The following is a 17,287-nucleotide window of genomic DNA, read 5'->3' as shown; positions in this document are numbered from 1 at the left end:
AGCCTCCGGCCCGAAAACCTGGCGGTTTTCAAGGGCCGGGGCTTTGGCGAAACGGCGGGACATTGACTTGGACGGTGAGCAAGGTCAATCGCTCTTGCCGGTGATCCCGCGTTTTGCGAGCACCTCGCTGATTTCATCAAGGATGGCGGGATCATCGATCGTGGCCGGCATTTTCCATGACTCTCCATCGGCGATTTTCTGCATGGTCGCCCGCAGGATCTTGCCCGAACGGGTCTTGGGCAGCCGCTTGACCACCATCACGTTCTTGAATGCCGCCACCGGACCTATCTGGTCACGGACAAGCTTGACCACCTCCTTCTCGACGTCTTCCTCGCTCCGCCCGTTGGAATTGTTGATGACGATGAAACCGGCAGGAATCTGGCCTTTCATGCTGTCCGCAATACCGATCACCGCACATTCGACAACATCGGGGTGGCCCGAGACAGCTTCCTCCATGCCGCCGGTCGACAGCCGGTGACCGGCGACATTGATGATGTCATCCGTGCGCGCCATGATGAACAGGTATCCGTCGTCATCGATGAACCCCGCGTCGGCGGTCTTGTAGTAGCCGGGAAACTCCGCGAGATAGGCATCGCGGAACCGGTTCTCGGCGTTCCAGAGCGTCGGCAGGCAGCCAGGCGGCAGCGGCAATTTGACGACGATATTTCCGAGCGTCCCGGCAGCAACCGGATGGCCGGCATCATCGACAACCTGCACGTCGTAACCCGGCATGGGTACCGCCGGAGAACCATATTTGACCGGCAGCAGGCCAAGCCCCATCGGGTTGCCGGCAATGGTCCAGCCGGTCTCGGTCTGCCACCAATGGTCGATCACCGGCACCTTGAGCATCCGCTCTGCCCAATGGATGGTGTCAGGGTCCGCCCGTTCGCCCGCCAGGAACAGCGCCCGGTAGCCGGACAGATCGTATTTGCCGATGAAGCTGCCTTCGGGGTCTTCCTTTCGGATGGCGCGGAAAGCGGTCGGCGCGGTGAACAGCACGGCAACCTTGTGTTCAGAGATCACCCGCCAGAAGGTGCCCGCATCGGGCGTACCGACCGGCTTGCCTTCGAACACGATGGTGGTGTTGCCGTGCAACAGCGGCGCATAGACGATGTAGGAATGTCCGACGACCCAGCCGATATCGGATGCCGCCCAGAACACTTCACCCGGCTTGACGCCGTACATCGCGTGCATCGACCAGTGAAGCGCCGCCATGTGGCCGCCATTGTCGCGCACCACGCCTTTCGGCTGCCCCGTCGTGCCGGATGTGTATAGGACATAGAGCGGATCGGTGGCAGCGACCGGTGTACAGGCGACCTTCCGCCCGGCATTGGCGGCAACCAGCTCCGCATAATCGAAATCCCGGCCCTCGATCAGGTCGCAACGATGTTGCTCCCGCTGCAGGACGATCGTCGCATCCGGCTTGTGCCGCGAATGCTCGATCGCCGCATCAAGTAAGGGCTTGTAGGCAACGATCCGCCCCGGCTCGATACCGCAGGACGCGCTGACGATCAGCTTTGCCTGGCTGTCCTCGATCCTTGTGGCAAGCTCCGAGGCCGCAAAACCGCCAAACACCACCGAATGCACGGCGCCAAGCCGCGCGCAGGCCAGCATCGCCACGATGGCTTCCGGTACCATCGGCATGTAGATGACCACCCGGTCGCCCTTGCCTACGCCCTTGTCCGACAGCGCGCCGGCAAATGCCTCGACCTCCGCCAGCATGTCCCGATAGCTGATGGTCCGCTTCGAACCGGTGATCGGGCTGTCGTAGATCAGCGCCGCCTGATCAGCCCGTCCATCGGACACATGGCGGTCCAGGCAGTTGTGGCAAGTGTTGGTGACCCCGTCCGGATACCAGCCGCCATAGACACCCAGATCGGGATCGAACGCTGTCTCCGGCTTTGTAAACCAGTCGATAGCGGCAGCCTGATCCATCCAGAAACCTTCCGGATTGCTGCGCCAGCTCTCGTAGACCTCGGCATAACGGCTTGTCATGATATTCTCCTCCCGGAACACGCCGGCGCAACACGGAAAGGTGCGCAGGCACTGTCAAAAGCCCCAATTCGCCGGCACCCTATGCCTGTCGGCAGACGGCGAAAACTAGACGATGGGCTAGGTCATGCCGTCAAATCGATTAGCGGGCTCCAAAAATCGCCGACCCGACCCTCACCTCCGTCGCGCCGAGGCCAATTGCGGTCTCGAAATCGTCCGACATGCCCATCGACAGGGTCTTGATGTCGTTCCTGCCGGCAATCTTGCCGAGCAGTGCAAAGTGCGGGCCGGGATTTTCATCCACCGGCGGAATGCACATCAGGCCGGTGATCTTGAGATCCAGATCATCCCGGCACATCGCGATGAAGGCATCCGCTTCCTCCGGCTCGATCCCGGCCTTCTGCGGTTCGGACCCTGTATTGACCTGCACGTAAAGACCCGGGTGCCTGTCCTGCTTCTTGATTTCCCGCGCGATTTCCCTGGCAATCTTTTCACGGTCAACGCTCTGGATGACATCGAACAGTGCCACTGCATCCGCCGTCTTGTTGGATTGAAGTGGCCCGATGAGATGCAACTCGATCCCCTGAGCTTCAGCTTTGAGGCCGGGCCATTTTGATTGCGCCTCCTGAACCCGGTTCTCGCCAAAAACGCGCTGTCCGGCCTCGATGACCGGTCTGATCTCGTCGGCTGACTTTGTCTTGGACACCGCCACCAGCCGGACCGCGCCACTCTCCCGGCCCGCTTCGGCTTCGGCGGCAGCGATAGCCGCGCGCACTCTCTCCAGGTTTTCCCGTGCGTTCACGCTGTGCTCCATATGCTTGCTTTCAAAACCTTCAGAAGGTGTTAGCGCAGCCCGGCCGGCTTGCCAATCAGGCCATGGTTTCGACCGGTGCGCCCGATGCGTAGGCCTGGACCAGCCAAACCGTCCCGAACTTGGGCGTCAAAGCCGCTCAATGGTTGACGCTTGGCGGGTTTCATGGTGAAGGTCGCGACAAAATCTGACAGGTTTTCTGGTGACCCTTTATGGCAATTGAACGATACAATCCCAAACAGGCGGAAACCCGCTGGCAGCGCATGTGGGAAGAAGCGCGGATTTTCGAGACCGACAACGACAGTCCGGACCCGAAATACTACGTGCTCGAGATGTTTCCCTATCCGTCCGGCCGGATCCACATGGGGCATGTCCGCAATTACGCCATGGGAGATGTCGTCGCCCGCTACAAGCGTGCCAAAGGCTTCAACGTGCTGCACCCGATGGGCTGGGATGCCTTCGGCATGCCGGCCGAGAACGCAGCGATCCAGAACAAGGTCCACCCGCGCGACTGGACCTATGCCAATATTGACGCCATGCGCAAGCAGCTCAAGTCGATGGGCCTGTCGCTCGACTGGAGCCGCGAATTTGCCACCTGCGACGTCGACTACTACAAGCAGCAGCAGGCGCTGTTTCTCGATTTCCTCAAGGCCGGCCTGATCTACCGCCGCAATTCCAAGGTCAACTGGGATCCGGTCGACATGACGGTGCTTGCCAACGAGCAGGTCATCGACGGTCGCGGCTGGCGCTCGGGTGCACTGGTCGAACAGCGCGAACTGACCCAATGGTTCTTCAGGATTTCGGATTTCGCCGACGATCTTCTGACCTCGCTTGATGAACTCGATCAGTGGCCCGAAAAGGTCCGGCTGATGCAGAAGAACTGGATCGGCAAGTCCGAAGGCCTCTCGCTGCGCTGGGAAATCGCCGACCCGGCGCTGGCCGGCGGAGCCAACGACATCGAGGTCTACACCACCCGTCCCGACACCCTGTATGGCGCATCGTTCCTGGCGATTGCCGCCGATCATCCGCTCGCCAGGGAACTGGCCGCCAAGGACCCCGCGATCGCCGAGTTCTGCGATCAGTGCCGTCGTGCCGGTACATCGCTGGCAGCACTCGAGACCGCCGAGAAGACCGGTCTGAAGACCGCGGTCAGCGTGGTCCACCCGCTCGACCCAGACTGGACGGTTCCGGTCTACATCGCCAATTTCGTTCTGATGGATTACGGCACCGGCGCCATTTTTGGCTGCCCCTCGGGAGACCAGCGCGACCTCGATTTTGCCCGCAAGTACAATCTGCCGGTTACACCCGTGGTGATGCCGGCGGATGCCGACGCGGCAAGCTTTGTCATCACCGACACTGCCTATGTGGGCGATGGCGTGATGATCAATTCCCGTGATCTCGATGGCATGACACCGGACCAGGCATTCGATGCGGTCGCCAACCTCCTCGAAGCCCGGACACTGGGCAACGCTCCGCAGGCTGCGCGAAAGACCAATTTCCGGCTGCGCGACTGGGGACTGTCCCGCCAACGCTACTGGGGCGCGCCGATCCCGGTGATCCACTGCGATGATTGCGGTGTTGTTCCTGTGCCGACTAAGGATCTGCCGGTCAAGTTGCCTGACGACGTCACGCTCGACAAACCGGGCAATCCGCTCGATCACCATCCAACCTGGAAACATGTCGACTGCCCGGCCTGTGGCAAGGCAGCCCGGCGCGAAACCGATACGATGGACACCTTTGTTGACTCGTCCTGGTATTTTGCCCGTTTCACGGCACCGCGTCACGACACCCCGACCGATCCCTCGGTTGCCAGCGCCTGGCTGCCGGTTGACCAGTACATCGGCGGTATCGAGCATGCGATCCTGCACCTTCTCTATTCACGCTTCTTCACCCGCGCCATGCGCCAGACCGGCCATGTCGACCTCAAGGAGCCGTTCCGCGGTCTCTTCACCCAGGGCATGGTGGTCCATGAAACCTACCGCACCGGAGGCGAAGGCAAGCCGGACTGGGTACCGCCCGCCGAGGTGGTGATCGAGGAACTCGACGGCACCCGCCGGGCCCGCCATGCCAAAACGGGCGAGCCTCTGACCATTGGGTCTATCGAGAAGATGTCCAAGTCCAAGAAGAACGTTGTCGATCCGGATGACATCATCGATAGCTATGGTGCTGATACTGCACGCTTTTTCATGCTTTCCGATTCACCACCGGACCGCGATGTGATCTGGACCGAAGCCGGCGTCGAAGGCGCTCACCGCTTCGTTCAGCGGATCTGGCGATTGCTGGGCGAAGCTGCCCCGGAACTTAAAGCAACCGAAGCTGCAACCGGAACAGATGGTACGGCGCTCGCTGTTTCACGCGCAGCACACAAGACCGTCAAGGCCATCGGTGAAGACATCGAGAAGCTCGCCTTCAACAAGGCCGTTGCCCGGCTTTATGAACTGGTCAACACGATGGCTGCCACCCTCTCGGATGTCGCTGCGGGCAAGGCCGAAACCAAACTGAAGGCAGCCTGCAAGCAGGCCTCCGACATGATCGTGCTGCTGATAGCACCGATGATGCCCCATTTGGCCGAAGAATGCTGGAAATTGCTCGGCAATGACGGCATGGTGGCAACCACACCGTGGCCGGACTACGATGCCAGCCTTGTGATGGATGATCAGGTCACCCTGCCGGTTCAGATCAATGGCAAGAAGCGCGGAGAATTGACAATTGATCGCAATGCCGATCAAGCTGCCGTGGAACAAGCCGTGTTGGCGCTTGAGTTTGTCCAGAACGCGACTGGAGGCAATCCACCGCGCAAACTTATCGTCGTACCCCAAAGGATCGTCAATGTTGTCGTTTGAAGCTGCCGGATCAGAATGGAAAGCCAGGGGTCTCGCGGCCGCGCTCGGCCTTGGACTGCTGGCCGGCTGCCAGGCACAGCCGCTGTACGGGTCGATGAGCGGCGCCAGCCAGTCGATCACTGTCTCCGAGGCAGATTCGCGTGTCGAGCAGGTCGTTCGCAACGAACTGGTGCTCGGCTTTGGCGGCGAACAGCAGAACGGTGCTTACCAGCTCAATCTGAGCGTCAGCTCCGGCCTCTCAGGCCTTCTGCCCGGCGGCCTGGACAATGAGTTTTCAGCTGCTCGGACCACGGTGACCGCCACCTACGTGCTCAAGTCGACCAGCACCGGGGAAACCGTCAAGTCAGGCTCCCGTTTTGCCGATGCACAGCTTGATCTTCCATCGCAGAATTTCGCGCAGGAAAGAGCCAAGCTTGAAGCCGAAGATCGGGCAGCGCGCCAGGTGGCAGCCCTTGTGCGCGCCGATATTGCGGCAGCGCTTGCCCGATAGATCTGCAACCGGTTTGAACGGGCGGCATGACACAACTCAAGTCTCATGAATTTTCAGGGTTTCTGCGACGGGAAGGCACACCCTACCGCATCATACTGATCTATGGACCGGACCGGGGCCTGGTATCCGAACGGGCAAGCGAAATCGCCGCAAAGACCGGCGTGGATCTCAAGGACGATTTCGCGGTTCTGAAACTGGAAGCATCGGACCTTTCGGGCGACCCGGGCAGATTGGCCGATGAATTCGGAGCAATCAGCCTGTTTGGCGGCGACCGGTTGGTCTGGGTAAAAAATGCCGGCAATGATCGCGGGCTGATACAGGCGCTGACAGCGCTCGTGGAAACCGAGCCCGGTTCATCCCATCTCCTGGTCGAGGCCGGAGATCTGAAAAAGGGCAGTGCTCTGCGCAAGCTGATTGAGAACGCCCGCACAGCTCTCGCCATACCCTGTTATGCAGATGATGCCCGCGGTATTCAGACGCTGATTGACGAGGAGTTGGGTGCAGCCGGTCTCACCATCCAGCCAGATGCACGTCAACGCCTTGCGCAGCTTCTCGGAGGTGATCGGCTCGCCAGTCGTAACGAATTGAAAAAACTTGCACTTTACTGCCATGATTCGGGCAAGGTGACCGACGAGGATGTGATCGAGGCGATGGGCGATGTTGCCGCCCTGTCGGTTGATGATGCTGTTGATGCGGTCTTTTCTGGAAATCCGGTGCGGCTTGAGGCAGCACTCGAACGGATTCTGGCCTCCAAGACCTCCGTGTTCCTGGTCCTGCGAAGCTGCATCCTGCAGTTCGAACAGCTTGACGCCATGCGGTCGCTGGTCGAAAACCACGGACGCCAACCCGCCCAGGCGATGACCGAAAGAGGCCGTGGCGTTCACTTCAAGCGCAAGCCTGTGGTTGAAAAGGCACTTCGTCACTGGCGGCTCCCGGCAATAAACCGGGAAATGCGCCGGTTGGCCGACGCCGTGCTCGAAACCCGGCGCAGGCCGCAGCTTGAGGCCTCCATAGCCCGGCAAGCGCTGCTGCGCACCTGCCTGCTCAGCCGCTGACGGATCTTGATCTTCTGAAAATCAGGCTATTTCTCGCCCAGAAGCCGACACAACTCATCAAGTTGTTCGAGCGACTTGTAGTCGATCCGCAACTGCCCGCCCTGCCCCTTGTGGGCCAGCTGGACCTTCAGTCCGAGCACATCGGAAAGGCTGCGTTCAAGCGCCAGCGTGTCCGCGTCCTTCTCTTCCGGACGGGTCGCCGACTTGGTTTCAATCCCTGCCGGACTGGAACCCTGTTCTGCATCCCTCTGTGCAAGCTTTTCGGCATCACGAACCGAGAGACCTTCCCCGGCGATCTTTCGCGCCAGGCCGACCGGATCGGACGTGGACACGATGGCGCGCGCATGGCCGGCAGACAGCGCACCTTCGGCCAGCATCTGCCGCACTTCGTCCGGAAGCTTCAGCAGGCGCAGCGAATTGGCCACATGACTGCGGCTTTTACCGATGACTTCGCCCAGATCATTCTGCGTATAGCCATACTGCGCAATCAGCTGCTCATAGCCCTGGGCTTCTTCAAGCGCGTTGAGATCGGCGCGCTGGACGTTCTCGACAATGGCAATCTCGAGGGCTGTCCGGTCGTCAACGTCCCGCACGATGACCGGAATATCCACCAGGCCGGCCATCTGCGCTGCGCGCCACCGGCGTTCACCTGCGATGATTTCGTACCGGCCTTCGCCTGCGCTGCGCACCATCACCGGCTGCACGATGCCGTGTTGCCGGATCGACCGCGACAGATCTTCGAGATCGGCCGGATCGAAGCTGCGGCGCGGATTGCGCGGGTTGCGGCTGACATGCTCGATCGGCACCATCCGGTCAGCTGAAACTGCCGGTTTCGACTGAGCCTGCACCGGCTGGTCAATCTCGCCGATCAGCGCAGCCAAGCCACGTCCCAGTCGCTTCTTTGTTACATCGTCTGACATCGTCTCATCCACTCTTGCCGTCGACCTGCAGGGGTCAGGCAGCCTTGCGATTGCGTTCGCGCTGAATTACCTCTGAAGCCAGCTGCAGATAGGCCTGGCTGCCTGCGCACTTCAGATCATAGAGAATTGCCGGTTTTCCATAAGACGGCGCTTCCGATACCCGCACATTTCGGGGGATCAGGGTTCGGTAGACCTTGTCGCCCAGGTGCGAGCGGACATCCTCGACCACCTGAAGCGCAAGATTGTTGCGCGCATCATACATGGTCATGACGATACCCTGGATATCCAGCGTCGGATTGAGCGAATCCCGGACCTGACCGACCGTCTCCAGCAACTGGCTCAAGCCCTCCAGCGCGAAGAATTCGCACTGCAGCGGGACAAGAATCGAATGCGCGGCCGCCATGGCGTTCATCGTCAGCAGGTTGAGCGACGGCGGGCAATCGATCAGCACATAACTGTAGCGCATCGCCTCTTCGGTCTGAAGCGCCTTGCGCAGACGAAACACCCGGTCCGGCGTGCCGGCAATTTCCATCTCGACGCCAAGCAGATCCATCGTCGAGGGAATGATGCTCAGATGCGGCACGGCGGTCTGCATCACGGTCTCGCCGATTGTGGCATTCTGCGTCAGGAGATCATAGGCCGAGACACCACGGTCCTTGCGATCTATACCCAGCCCGGTGCTGGCGTTGCCCTGCGGGTCGATATCGACAATCAGGACTTCCTCGCCAATCGCCGCGAGCGCGGTCGCGAGATTGATGGCGGTGGTTGTCTTGCCCACGCCGCCTTTTTGGTTGGCAATGGTTATGATCCGGTTCTTCGAAACTTGCATCGAGAGGGTCCGCGGCCTAGTTGCGCTTGGAAAGATTGCTGATCTCCAGGATTGCCGATCCATCCTGTGCCAGACTTTGATGTTCTACCAGATCAAAGCACCACAGGTCACGCGCTGATCCGACTTCTCCAAGATAATCCAACCCTTTGTGAAACCACATTTGCACCGAGGGATTGTCCTCCGCATAAGGAGCGGCGTAATCAAGCAAATCGGACAGAGAAGCCAGCGCACGTGCCGAAATCGCATCGATTTTTTCCAGCTTATGCCGCGCATCCTCGATTCGAATCGGATGAACACTGGCCCGAGCGCCAGTTTCAAGAATCACCTGACGCAGAAATGCAGCCTTCTTGTTGTTGCTTTCGACCAGATACACCCAACCTTGCTGATGCTCTGCAAGGCAAATGGCCGTGACCAGACCAGGAAAGCCGGCCCCACTGCCCATGTCGAGCCAACGCATCGATTGTGGCTTCAGCCAATAGAGCTGAAGACTGTCAAGAACATGCCGCTGCCATAGTTCCGGCAGGGTATTCGGCGAAATGAGATTGATCGAAATCTGCCATTTTCGCACGAGGTCCGCATAAAGGCTCAGCTTGTCCCATGTTTCACGTGAAACAAAAGCGGAATCCGGGAAGAAGCCTTTGGAAACATCAAACTGGGTCATTTATCCAATTGCCCTGTCCGTGACGCTACCGGAGTACTTCCGGAGATTCGCCAAAAGAAGTGCTACGGCAGCAGGAGTCATCCCCTCGATCCGTTCCGCATGGCCAACCGATGGTGGGCGAATGCGTTCGAGCTTGGTCTTCAGCTCTTGGGAAAGACCGGGAATATTATCATAGCGAAAATCATCAGGGATTCGTCTTCCCTCTTCCCGCCGCCGCTCTTCGATGTCCTGCGCCTGCCGATCAAGATACACAGCATAGACCGCATCAATGGCAGCAGACTCAAGAACCTTGCGTCCATGCGCGTACAGATCCGGCCAGATCTGAAGAATCCGCTCAACGGAGATATCGGGGTAAGATAGCAGCTGAAATGCTGTGCGGCGAATACCGTCCTTGTTCAGGGAAAGTCCAAATTTTCCAGCTTCGCTGGGCGAAAGGCTCAACTGCTTCAGATCTGAAAGACATTTCGCCAACGAATCGAAGTAAGCCGCAAACTTTTCCTGACGGTTCGTGGACACACACCCCAGCGCTATCGCCTTGGGCGTAAGGCGCAGTTCCGCATTGTCGGCACGCAACGACAGCCGATACTCGGCCCGGGAGGTAAACATCCGATAGGGCTCACTTACACCCTTCGTCGTAAGATCATCAATCATGACTCCTATATAGGAATCCGTCCTGCTGAAAATACAGGAATCCCGCTTTTGAACCTTCAGCGCCGCATTGAGACCGGCAACCAGGCCCTGAGCCCCCGCTTCTTCGTAGCCGGTTGTGCCATTGATCTGCCCGGCCAGAAACAGACCGCTGATGCGCCGTGTCTCCAGCGTGTGGCCGAGCTCTCTCGGATCCACATGATCATATTCTATCGCATAGCCTGGTTGAAGAATTCGGACATCCTCAAGCCCTGGAATTGTCCGGAGAAACGATTCCTGCACATCCTCAGGCAACGAAGTGGATATCCCGTTGGGATACACGGTTGAATCGTCCAGGCCTTCGGGTTCGAGGAAAATCTGGTGACCATCTCTTTCACCGAACCTGACGATCTTGTCCTCGATCGACGGACAATAGCGTGGGCCGACGCCTTCGATCTGACCCGAATACATGGCTGACCGATGTATGTTGTCCTGGATGATCCGGTGGGTTTCAGGCGTAGTCCGCGTGATACCGCACCTGATCTGGCGTACTTCGATCCGATCGGTAAGAAAAGAAAAGGGGATGGGCTCGGCATCGGCTTCCTGCCACTCGACACGATCCCAGTTTATGGTGTTACCGTCGAGCCGTGCCGGTGTGCCCGTCTTCAGCCTTCCGAGTTGAAACCCTGACCTTTCCAGTGTCCCCGACAAGCCTACAGACGGATCTTCGTTCATTCTGCCGGCAGGTATCTTCCGATCGCCAATGTGAATGAGGCCGCGGAGAAAGGTTCCAGTGGTCAGAACAACCGCACCGCAATCGATCAGCCGTCCGTCCTTGAGCAAAACACCTTCGATTCCGTCCTCGTTCATCTTGAGGTCTTCCGCCTCGCCCTCGAAGATGTCGAGATTGGGTATAGCGTCCAGCAATCGCTGGATCGCTTCCCTGTAGAGCTTCCGGTCAGCCTGTGTTCTCGGACCCCATACGGCCGGTCCCTTGCGGCGGTTCAGCATGCGGAACTGAATACCTGATTGGTCAGCGGCAAGGCCCATGAGGCCATCCATGGCATCGATCTCTCGAACAAGATGACCCTTCCCAAGACCGCCGATGGCCGGATTGCAAGACATGGTGCCAATCGTGTCTCGCCGATGAGTCACCAGCGCGGTCTTCACTCCAAGACGTGCAGCGGCAGCGGCAGCCTCGCTGCCTGCATGGCCTCCGCCAATCACAACTACATCGTAATTCATAGAATGCCTCCAGGAGACGGTGTTCTTGGTCAGCCAATGCCGAAAGTCAAGGCACATCGTTTCACGTGAAACGTACACGATGCTCGCTGAGCTGGCTGTTGTTGGGGTCAGTGTTTCACGTGAATCACAGGCAGGGCCCAGCGATCCACTGTTCCACGTGAATCATTTACCCACACAGAATTCAGAAAAAATCACACCGAGAAGATCTTCAACATCAACCCTGCCGGTAATGCGGCCCAAGGCGGTTGCCGCGTTCCGCAAATATTCCGATCGAACTTCAATTGGAAGAATCCGACCTCTTACCGCCTTTTCTGCCTCGGCGACGCAGGTCTTGAGGTATTGTACATGCCTATCTCTCGTGGGCAGTGCTTCACCTGCCCCCGCATGGTTCTGGCCGATCCGCTTCTTGATTTCCTCCATCAGAAGATCAATGCCGGCTCCCGTCTTGGCAGATATTGAAAAGACTTCGGAGCCTGTTGTCTCAAATTCCAACTGGCGTAAATCCGATTTTGTGAGCAGGAGCAGATTGTTTGGGTTTGCACCGGCTATCGCGTCAACGGCAGTATCGATGGCTGTGGCATCTCTCAGTTCGAGCACCAGATCCGCCTCTTCCGCGGCCCTGAGGCTCCGCCTTATGCCCTCGAGTTCAATCTGGTCTTCCGAAGACCGTATGCCAGCGGTATCCTGAACCAGGACAAGATGGCCGCCAATGTCCAGGCGAACCTCGACGATATCCCGTGTGGTACCTGCAATATCGGACACTATGGCGACGTCCCGTTTGGCCAGCGCGTTCAGCAATGACGATTTGCCGGCGTTCGGCGGACCTATCAGGGCTATCCTGAATCCATCCCTGACAATTTCCCCGGCCCTTGCCCTAGACAAGTGCTGCTTCATCTCGTCAAGCAGAGCCTGCATCTCTGGCCATATCCGATCTGAAACCGCGCCCGGAATATCGTCTTCATCTGAAAAATCGAGTTCGGCTTCCACCATCGCCCGGGCATGTGTCATCTTGTGCGCCCAGCCGGAATATAGTGAACCCAGAACACCTACTGCCTGGCCCATAGCCTGTTTCCGCTGTGCCTCGGTTTCTGCCCGGATGAGATCGGACAGTCCTTCGACTGCCGTCAGATCCATTCGGCCGTTCTCAAAAGCCCGCTTGGTGAATTCACCAGCTTCTGCATGACGTAGACCGGGTAAATCCGACAGGCGAGAGAGCACCGCGGATATCGACGCCCGTCCACCATGGATCTGCAGTTCAGCGACATCCTCACCGGTAAACGAATGCGGCGATGGAAAAAACAGGCTGAGTCCGTGATCGAGAACCTCACCCGACGCATCACGCAACTTTGCAAGTCGTGCCATACGGGGTTGCGGTACTTCTCCGAGGATTGTTTCGAGTACGAATCGAACTTGCGGCCCCGAAACCCGTATGATTGCAACCCCGGCCGGCGGAGCGCCTGAGGACAGGGCGAATATTGTATCCCGCATATTCGTACCGGTTTCGAATCAAATCGGAGGTTTGTGCGATTCGTCAGGTATTCATGGAATCGAAGAAGTCGCTGTTGGTCTTGGTCTGCTTCAGCTTGTCGATCAGGAACTCGATCGCGTCGGTGGTGCCCATCGGTGCCAGGATGCGGCGCAGCACGAAAATCTTCTGCAGATCCTGTTTCGGCACCAGCAGGTCTTCCTTGCGGGTACCGGATTTGAGAATATCCATTGACGGGAATATTCTCTTGTCTGCAACCTTGCGGTCCAGAACGATTTCAGAGTTGCCGGTACCCTTGAATTCTTCAAAGATCACTTCGTCCATGCGCGATCCGGTGTCGATCAACGCGGTGGCAATAATGGTCAGTGAACCGCCTTCCTCGATGTTTCGGGCTGCACCGAAGAACCTCTTCGGGCGCTGCAGCGCATTGGCATCCACACCGCCGGTCAGCACCTTGCCCGATGAAGGAACAACTGTGTTGTAGGCGCGGCCGAGGCGTGTGATCGAGTCCAGCAGGATGATCACGTCACGGCCATGTTCAACCAGCCGCTTGGCCTTCTCGATGACCATCTCCGCCACCTGGACGTGGCGCACAGCCGGTTCATCAAAGGTGGAGGCCACCACCTCGCCCTTGACCGAGCGCTGCATGTCCGTGACTTCTTCCGGACGTTCGTCGATCAACAGAACGATCAGGTAGCAATCGGGATGGTTGGCTGTAATTGAATGGGCGATGTTCTGCAGGAGAACCGTTTTACCTGTGCGCGGCGGTGCAACAATCAGCCCACGCTGGCCCTTGCCGAGCGGTGCGACCAGGTCGATGACGCGCGCCGAGATATCCTTGGTCGTGGGATTGTCGATTTCCATCTTGAACCGCTCATCCGGATAAAGCGGCGTGAGATTGTCAAAATGAACCTTGTGACGGATCTTTTCGGGATCCTCGAAATTGATCGTGTTGACCTTCAACAGGGCAAAATAGCGCTCGCCCTCCTTCGGACCCCGAATCGGACCTTCAACGGTATCGCCGGTCTTCAGCGAGAACCGACGAATCTGCGATGGCGAGATGTAGATATCATCCGGCCCCGGAAGGTAGTTCGCATTGGCCGAGCGCATGAAACCAAAGCCATCCTGCAGAACCTCGACCACGCCTTCGCCGATAATTTCGACTTCCTGTGCAGCCAGCTGCTTGAGGATCGCAAACATCAATTCCTGCTTGCGCATCACACCAGCATTTTCGACCTCGACCGATTCTGCAAACGCCAGAAGATCGGTAGGAGTTTTGTTCTTGAGCTCTTGAAGCTTCATTTCCTGCATGGGAAATCCAAATTTCGACATTGAAGATATGGGAAGTGGCGGGCATTCACGATCCGGCCTGTGCAGGCCGGCCAGACTGGTACTGGCGCCCACCATAGAAGGTGTTGATTGCTAAATAGCGATTCACGTGAAACGTCGCAAGCCCTGTCCGCGCATATTCTCTCGCGCTTGGGCAGTGACGGATGCTCCGGCCAAACCCTGGCCCTGCACAGTCAGGCGAAGGGCTTGATGATCACCATGATCACCACGAGGATCATCAGCACCGTCGGGATTTCATTGGCCATCCGCCATTGGCGTGCCGTCATGGTGTTCTGCCCGGCCGCAAACCGCCGTGCCGACCGGCTGAGAAAGACGTGAAACGCAGTCAGACCGACAACGGCCACGATCTTGATCCAAAGCCAGGTACCCATGAAGCTGAACCCGTCCCATGCCAGCCACAGACCCACGACCCAGGACACCATCATGGCCGGGTTCATGATCACCTTGACCAGACGCTGCTCCATGACAACGAATGTGGTCGAGGGCTCGCTCCCGGCCGCAGCGTCGGCATGATAGACAAAAAGCCGCGGCAGGTAGAACAACCCGACCATCCATGAAATGACAGCGACGATGTGCAGAACCTTGAGCCAGCCATAAAGCCACGCCGGCTGGAACCACCAGGCAGCCAGTGCGGCCAGAACCACCACGGCAATGCTGAGATAGGCCTTGGTGCGGGCCTTGCTGCCTTCGGCCTGGCTTGTAGCGCGTTGCTCGTTCACCGGCTTGCGGCGCCCCGGATCCGGTTCATCAACCGGGTGACGTTTTCGGGATCGGCTTGCGGCGTGATTCCATGGCCCAGATTGAAGATCAGCGGACCTTTGCCAAGCGTATCGAGCACTTCGTCGATGCCTTCATCTAGCGCAGTTCCGCCTGCCACCATGCGCAGCGGATCAAGATTACCCTGCACAGCACCACCCTGCTGGATCTGCCGCGCCAGCTTGGACGGCACCGTCCAGTCGAGACCGACACAATCGATGCCGGTGGCAGCCCGATAGGTTTCCAGAAGTGCGCCAGCTCCCTTGGCAAATCCGATGATCGGAACCCCCGGACGTTCACGGCGGATCCGGTCGACCATGTGTTTCACCGGACCGATCGAATAGCGCGCAAAATCCGTTTCCGACAGCACTCCCGCCCAGGAGTCGAAGATCTGGACCGCATCCGCGCCAGCATCGATCTGCGCGATCAGGTAATCGGCCGATATATCCGACAGCAATGTGAGAAGGGACATGAAGGCTTCAGGATGCTGCATGGCAAACAATCGCGCCGGCGCCTGGTCGGGCGTCCCATGCCCGGCGATCATGTAGGTCGCCACCGTCCAGGGAGCCCCGCAGAAACCGAGCAGCGTCGTCTCGGCTGGCAGTTCCGCTCTCAGCCTGCGCACCGTCTCATAGACCGGCGCAAGGTGCGTGTGAATGTTCGAGGCATCAAGCGATGCAATGGCTTCCGGTGCAATCGGATCCATCAATGGCCCCGTGCCTTCGACAAACCGTACATTCCGGTCAAGCGCATCAGGAATGACAAGAATGTCGGAAAACAGGATGGCGGCATCAAAACCAAACCGTCTGATCGGTTGCAAGGTGACCTCGACAGCCAGGTCCGGTGTGTAGCAAAGGTCGAGAAAGCCCTTGGCCTTCGATCTGGTTGCTCGATACTCCGGCAGATATCTCCCTGCCTGCCGCATCAGCCACACCGGTGGAGGGAAGACGCTTTCACCGCCCAGCACCTTCATGACTTTACGATCACCGCTTTTTGTCATCCACCACTTCCCTTAAATAAATCCTTATTGAAAAGGATTCTGATTCTTAGACTCTGTGTTTTACGGGGATTCGCCGTTATCCACACTTCATCCACAGCTTGTCCATATAAGCAAGGACGGCCTTGAAGGCCAATCCGATTTCGAATTCAGATCTGCCGGAGACGGATTCGCCGCGTGATTCCAATCCCCTGCACGATACTTCGAATTTCCTTAACGCCGATGCCGTCACATTTTTCCCTGTTGTTCAACTCACCCCTGCCGAAACTGTCCCGGAGATCGCCATTGTGGACAAACTGGTGGTTTATCCCTTGCAATGAGAAGCCCCGGCGACCTACTTCGGACTTGTCCCGGTTTATCAACACCCCGCGGAGAATATTGTGGAGCAGACCAAAAACTATTTCCATCTGCATTTGATCTCCGATTCGACCGGCGAAACGCTGATGGCCGCAGGCCGGGCCGCCGCCGCCCAGTTCCAGGGGGCCCAGGCGCTCGAGCATGTCTACCCGCTGATCCGCACCCGCAAACAGCTGTTCGCGGTCCTCGATGCCATAGATGGTGCTCCGGGAATCGTCCTTTACACCATCGTCGACACCGAACTGGCATCGATCATTGAGCTCAAATGCCGGGACATGGGGCTTCCCAGCGTGTCGGTGCTGGAACCGGTGATCAATGTCTTCCAGTCCTACCTTGGTGCGCCCTCCCGCCGTCGTGTCGGCGCCCAGCACGATATGGGAGAGGAATACTTCAAACGCATCGATGCGCTGAATTTCACCCTGGACCATGACGACGGCCAGTTGCCGGCCGATTTCAACGAGGCGGATCTGGTCATTCTCGGGATCAGCCGGACCTCGAAGACGCCGACGAGCATCTACCTCGCCAACCGCGGTATCAAGACAGCCAATATCCCGATCGTCCATGGCGTTCCGCTACCCGAAGACCTGATCAAGGCAAAAAGGCCCGTCGTTGTCGGGCTCATCGCTTCCGTCGACAGGATCGCACAGGTCCGTCAAAACCGGGTTCTCGGCGCAACCACCGGATATCAGGGCGAGCACTACACCGACCGCTCCCTGATCAGCGAAGAACTCAAATACGCCAGATCCCTGTGCGAGCGGCACGGCTGGCCGGTCATAGATGTGACCCGGCGGTCTATCGAGGAGACCGCAGCGGCCATTCTTGCCTTGCGCCCGAAGTGGCGTTAACCCCCTTTGGGTCCGCGACCCGC

Annotated in this window: 15 protein-coding genes; 5 read left to right on the top strand and 10 right to left on the bottom strand. The window is 58.5% G+C overall.

Features of this window, described 5'->3' with window-relative positions:
* Positions 1-84: 84 nt before the first annotated feature.
* Positions 85-1,995: a propionyl-CoA synthetase gene (locus SPHINGO391_RS23155; protein WP_152011057.1), complete on the bottom strand. Its 1,911-nt coding sequence runs from the start codon at positions 1,993-1,995 to the stop codon at positions 85-87.
* A 139-nt stretch (positions 1,996-2,134) separates the two neighbouring features.
* Positions 2,135-2,794 carry a YggS family pyridoxal phosphate-dependent enzyme gene (locus SPHINGO391_RS23150; protein WP_193217391.1) on the bottom strand — a complete coding sequence of 220 codons (660 nt, stop codon included), beginning with the start codon at positions 2,792-2,794 and terminating at the stop codon, positions 2,135-2,137.
* 221 nt (positions 2,795-3,015) lie between these two features.
* Between SPHINGO391_RS23150 and leuS the strand changes: the two genes are divergently transcribed.
* From leuS to holA, 3 genes are read left to right on the top strand one after another with little or no spacing between them, the layout of a single operon-like run.
* Positions 3,016-5,646, top strand: coding sequence for a leucine--tRNA ligase (leuS, locus tag SPHINGO391_RS23145; RefSeq protein WP_152011055.1), 2,631 nt, complete (start codon positions 3,016-3,018; stop codon positions 5,644-5,646).
* Positions 5,633-6,136 (top strand): hypothetical protein, encoded by a 504-nt coding sequence (locus tag SPHINGO391_RS23140; protein WP_152011054.1) that lies wholly within the window; start codon positions 5,633-5,635, stop codon positions 6,134-6,136. Before leuS ends, SPHINGO391_RS23140 begins: the two co-directional genes overlap by 14 nt.
* A gap of 26 nt (positions 6,137-6,162) precedes the next feature.
* On the top strand, positions 6,163-7,191 hold the full coding sequence (holA, locus tag SPHINGO391_RS23135) for a DNA polymerase III subunit delta (RefSeq protein WP_152011053.1): 1,029 nt from the start codon (positions 6,163-6,165) through the stop codon (positions 7,189-7,191).
* A gap of 26 nt (positions 7,192-7,217) precedes the next feature.
* Here the strand turns inward: holA and SPHINGO391_RS23130 are convergent, their stop codons facing one another.
* From SPHINGO391_RS23130 to hemE, 8 genes are all read right to left on the bottom strand, one after another.
* Positions 7,218-8,111, bottom strand: a complete 894-nt coding sequence (locus SPHINGO391_RS23130) for a ParB/RepB/Spo0J family partition protein (RefSeq protein WP_152011052.1) — start codon at positions 8,109-8,111, stop codon at positions 7,218-7,220.
* Positions 8,112-8,145: 34 nt separating this feature from the next.
* On the bottom strand, positions 8,146-8,940 hold the full coding sequence (locus SPHINGO391_RS23125; protein ID WP_152011051.1) for a ParA family protein: 795 nt from the start codon (positions 8,938-8,940) through the stop codon (positions 8,146-8,148).
* Between the two features lie 16 nt (positions 8,941-8,956).
* Positions 8,957-9,601, bottom strand: a complete 645-nt coding sequence (gene rsmG, locus SPHINGO391_RS23120; RefSeq protein ID WP_152011050.1) for a 16S rRNA (guanine(527)-N(7))-methyltransferase RsmG — start codon at positions 9,599-9,601, stop codon at positions 8,957-8,959.
* Positions 9,602-11,473, bottom strand: coding sequence for a tRNA uridine-5-carboxymethylaminomethyl(34) synthesis enzyme MnmG (gene mnmG / locus SPHINGO391_RS23115; protein WP_152011049.1), 1,872 nt, complete (start codon positions 11,471-11,473; stop codon positions 9,602-9,604).
* 162 nt (positions 11,474-11,635) lie between these two features.
* Entirely contained in the window at positions 11,636-12,961 is a 1,326-nt protein-coding gene (mnmE, locus tag SPHINGO391_RS23110) for a tRNA uridine-5-carboxymethylaminomethyl(34) synthesis GTPase MnmE (RefSeq protein WP_152011048.1), read from the bottom strand.
* Positions 12,962-13,004: 43 nt separating this feature from the next.
* Positions 13,005-14,270, bottom strand: a complete 1,266-nt coding sequence (rho, locus tag SPHINGO391_RS23105) for a transcription termination factor Rho (RefSeq protein WP_152011047.1) — start codon at positions 14,268-14,270, stop codon at positions 13,005-13,007.
* A gap of 212 nt (positions 14,271-14,482) precedes the next feature.
* Positions 14,483-15,028, bottom strand: coding sequence for a protoporphyrinogen oxidase HemJ (gene hemJ / locus SPHINGO391_RS23100; protein WP_152011046.1), 546 nt, complete (start codon positions 15,026-15,028; stop codon positions 14,483-14,485).
* Positions 15,025-16,065, bottom strand: coding sequence for a uroporphyrinogen decarboxylase (gene hemE / locus SPHINGO391_RS23095; protein ID WP_152011045.1), 1,041 nt, complete (start codon positions 16,063-16,065; stop codon positions 15,025-15,027). The genes hemJ and hemE overlap by 4 nt, the downstream gene beginning before the upstream one ends.
* Before the next feature lie 122 nt (positions 16,066-16,187).
* Here hemE and SPHINGO391_RS23090 point away from each other — a divergent pair, with 122 nt between their 5' ends.
* Together SPHINGO391_RS23090 and SPHINGO391_RS23085 are read left to right on the top strand one after the other, a co-directional pair.
* On the top strand, positions 16,188-16,382 hold the full coding sequence (locus SPHINGO391_RS23090; RefSeq protein WP_152011044.1) for a hypothetical protein: 195 nt from the start codon (positions 16,188-16,190) through the stop codon (positions 16,380-16,382).
* A gap of 60 nt (positions 16,383-16,442) precedes the next feature.
* A complete protein-coding gene (locus SPHINGO391_RS23085) occupies positions 16,443-17,264 on the top strand; it encodes a pyruvate, water dikinase regulatory protein (RefSeq protein ID WP_152011043.1) in 822 nt (273 codons plus the stop codon).
* Positions 17,265-17,287 lie beyond the last annotated feature (23 nt).

This window comes from Hoeflea sp. EC-HK425, from assembly GCF_902498795.1.
Lineage (GTDB): Bacteria > Pseudomonadota > Alphaproteobacteria > Rhizobiales > Rhizobiaceae > Hoeflea > Hoeflea alexandrii.
This window is presented reverse-complemented; position numbering and strand designations above follow the sequence as displayed.

Coding starts and splice junctions, on each gene's coding strand:
- holA (WP_152011053.1), top strand. CDS start 6,163: ATGACACAACTCAAGTCTCATGAATTTTCAGGGTTTCTGCGACGGGAA.
- mnmG (WP_152011049.1), bottom strand. CDS start 11,473: ATGAATTACGATGTAGTTGTGATTGGCGGAGGCCATGCAGGCAGCGAG.
- SPHINGO391_RS23140 (WP_152011054.1), top strand. CDS start 5,633: ATGTTGTCGTTTGAAGCTGCCGGATCAGAATGGAAAGCCAGGGGTCTC.
- hemE (WP_152011045.1), bottom strand. CDS start 16,065: ATGACAAAAAGCGGTGATCGTAAAGTCATGAAGGTGCTGGGCGGTGAA.
- SPHINGO391_RS23125 (WP_152011051.1), bottom strand. CDS start 8,940: ATGCAAGTTTCGAAGAACCGGATCATAACCATTGCCAACCAAAAAGGC.
- leuS (WP_152011055.1), top strand. CDS start 3,016: ATGGCAATTGAACGATACAATCCCAAACAGGCGGAAACCCGCTGGCAG.
- rho (WP_152011047.1), bottom strand. CDS start 14,270: ATGCAGGAAATGAAGCTTCAAGAGCTCAAGAACAAAACTCCTACCGAT.
- SPHINGO391_RS23130 (WP_152011052.1), bottom strand. CDS start 8,111: ATGTCAGACGATGTAACAAAGAAGCGACTGGGACGTGGCTTGGCTGCG.
- mnmE (WP_152011048.1), bottom strand. CDS start 12,961: ATGCGGGATACAATATTCGCCCTGTCCTCAGGCGCTCCGCCGGCCGGG.
- SPHINGO391_RS23155 (WP_152011057.1), bottom strand. CDS start 1,995: ATGACAAGCCGTTATGCCGAGGTCTACGAGAGCTGGCGCAGCAATCCG.
- rsmG (WP_152011050.1), bottom strand. CDS start 9,601: ATGACCCAGTTTGATGTTTCCAAAGGCTTCTTCCCGGATTCCGCTTTT.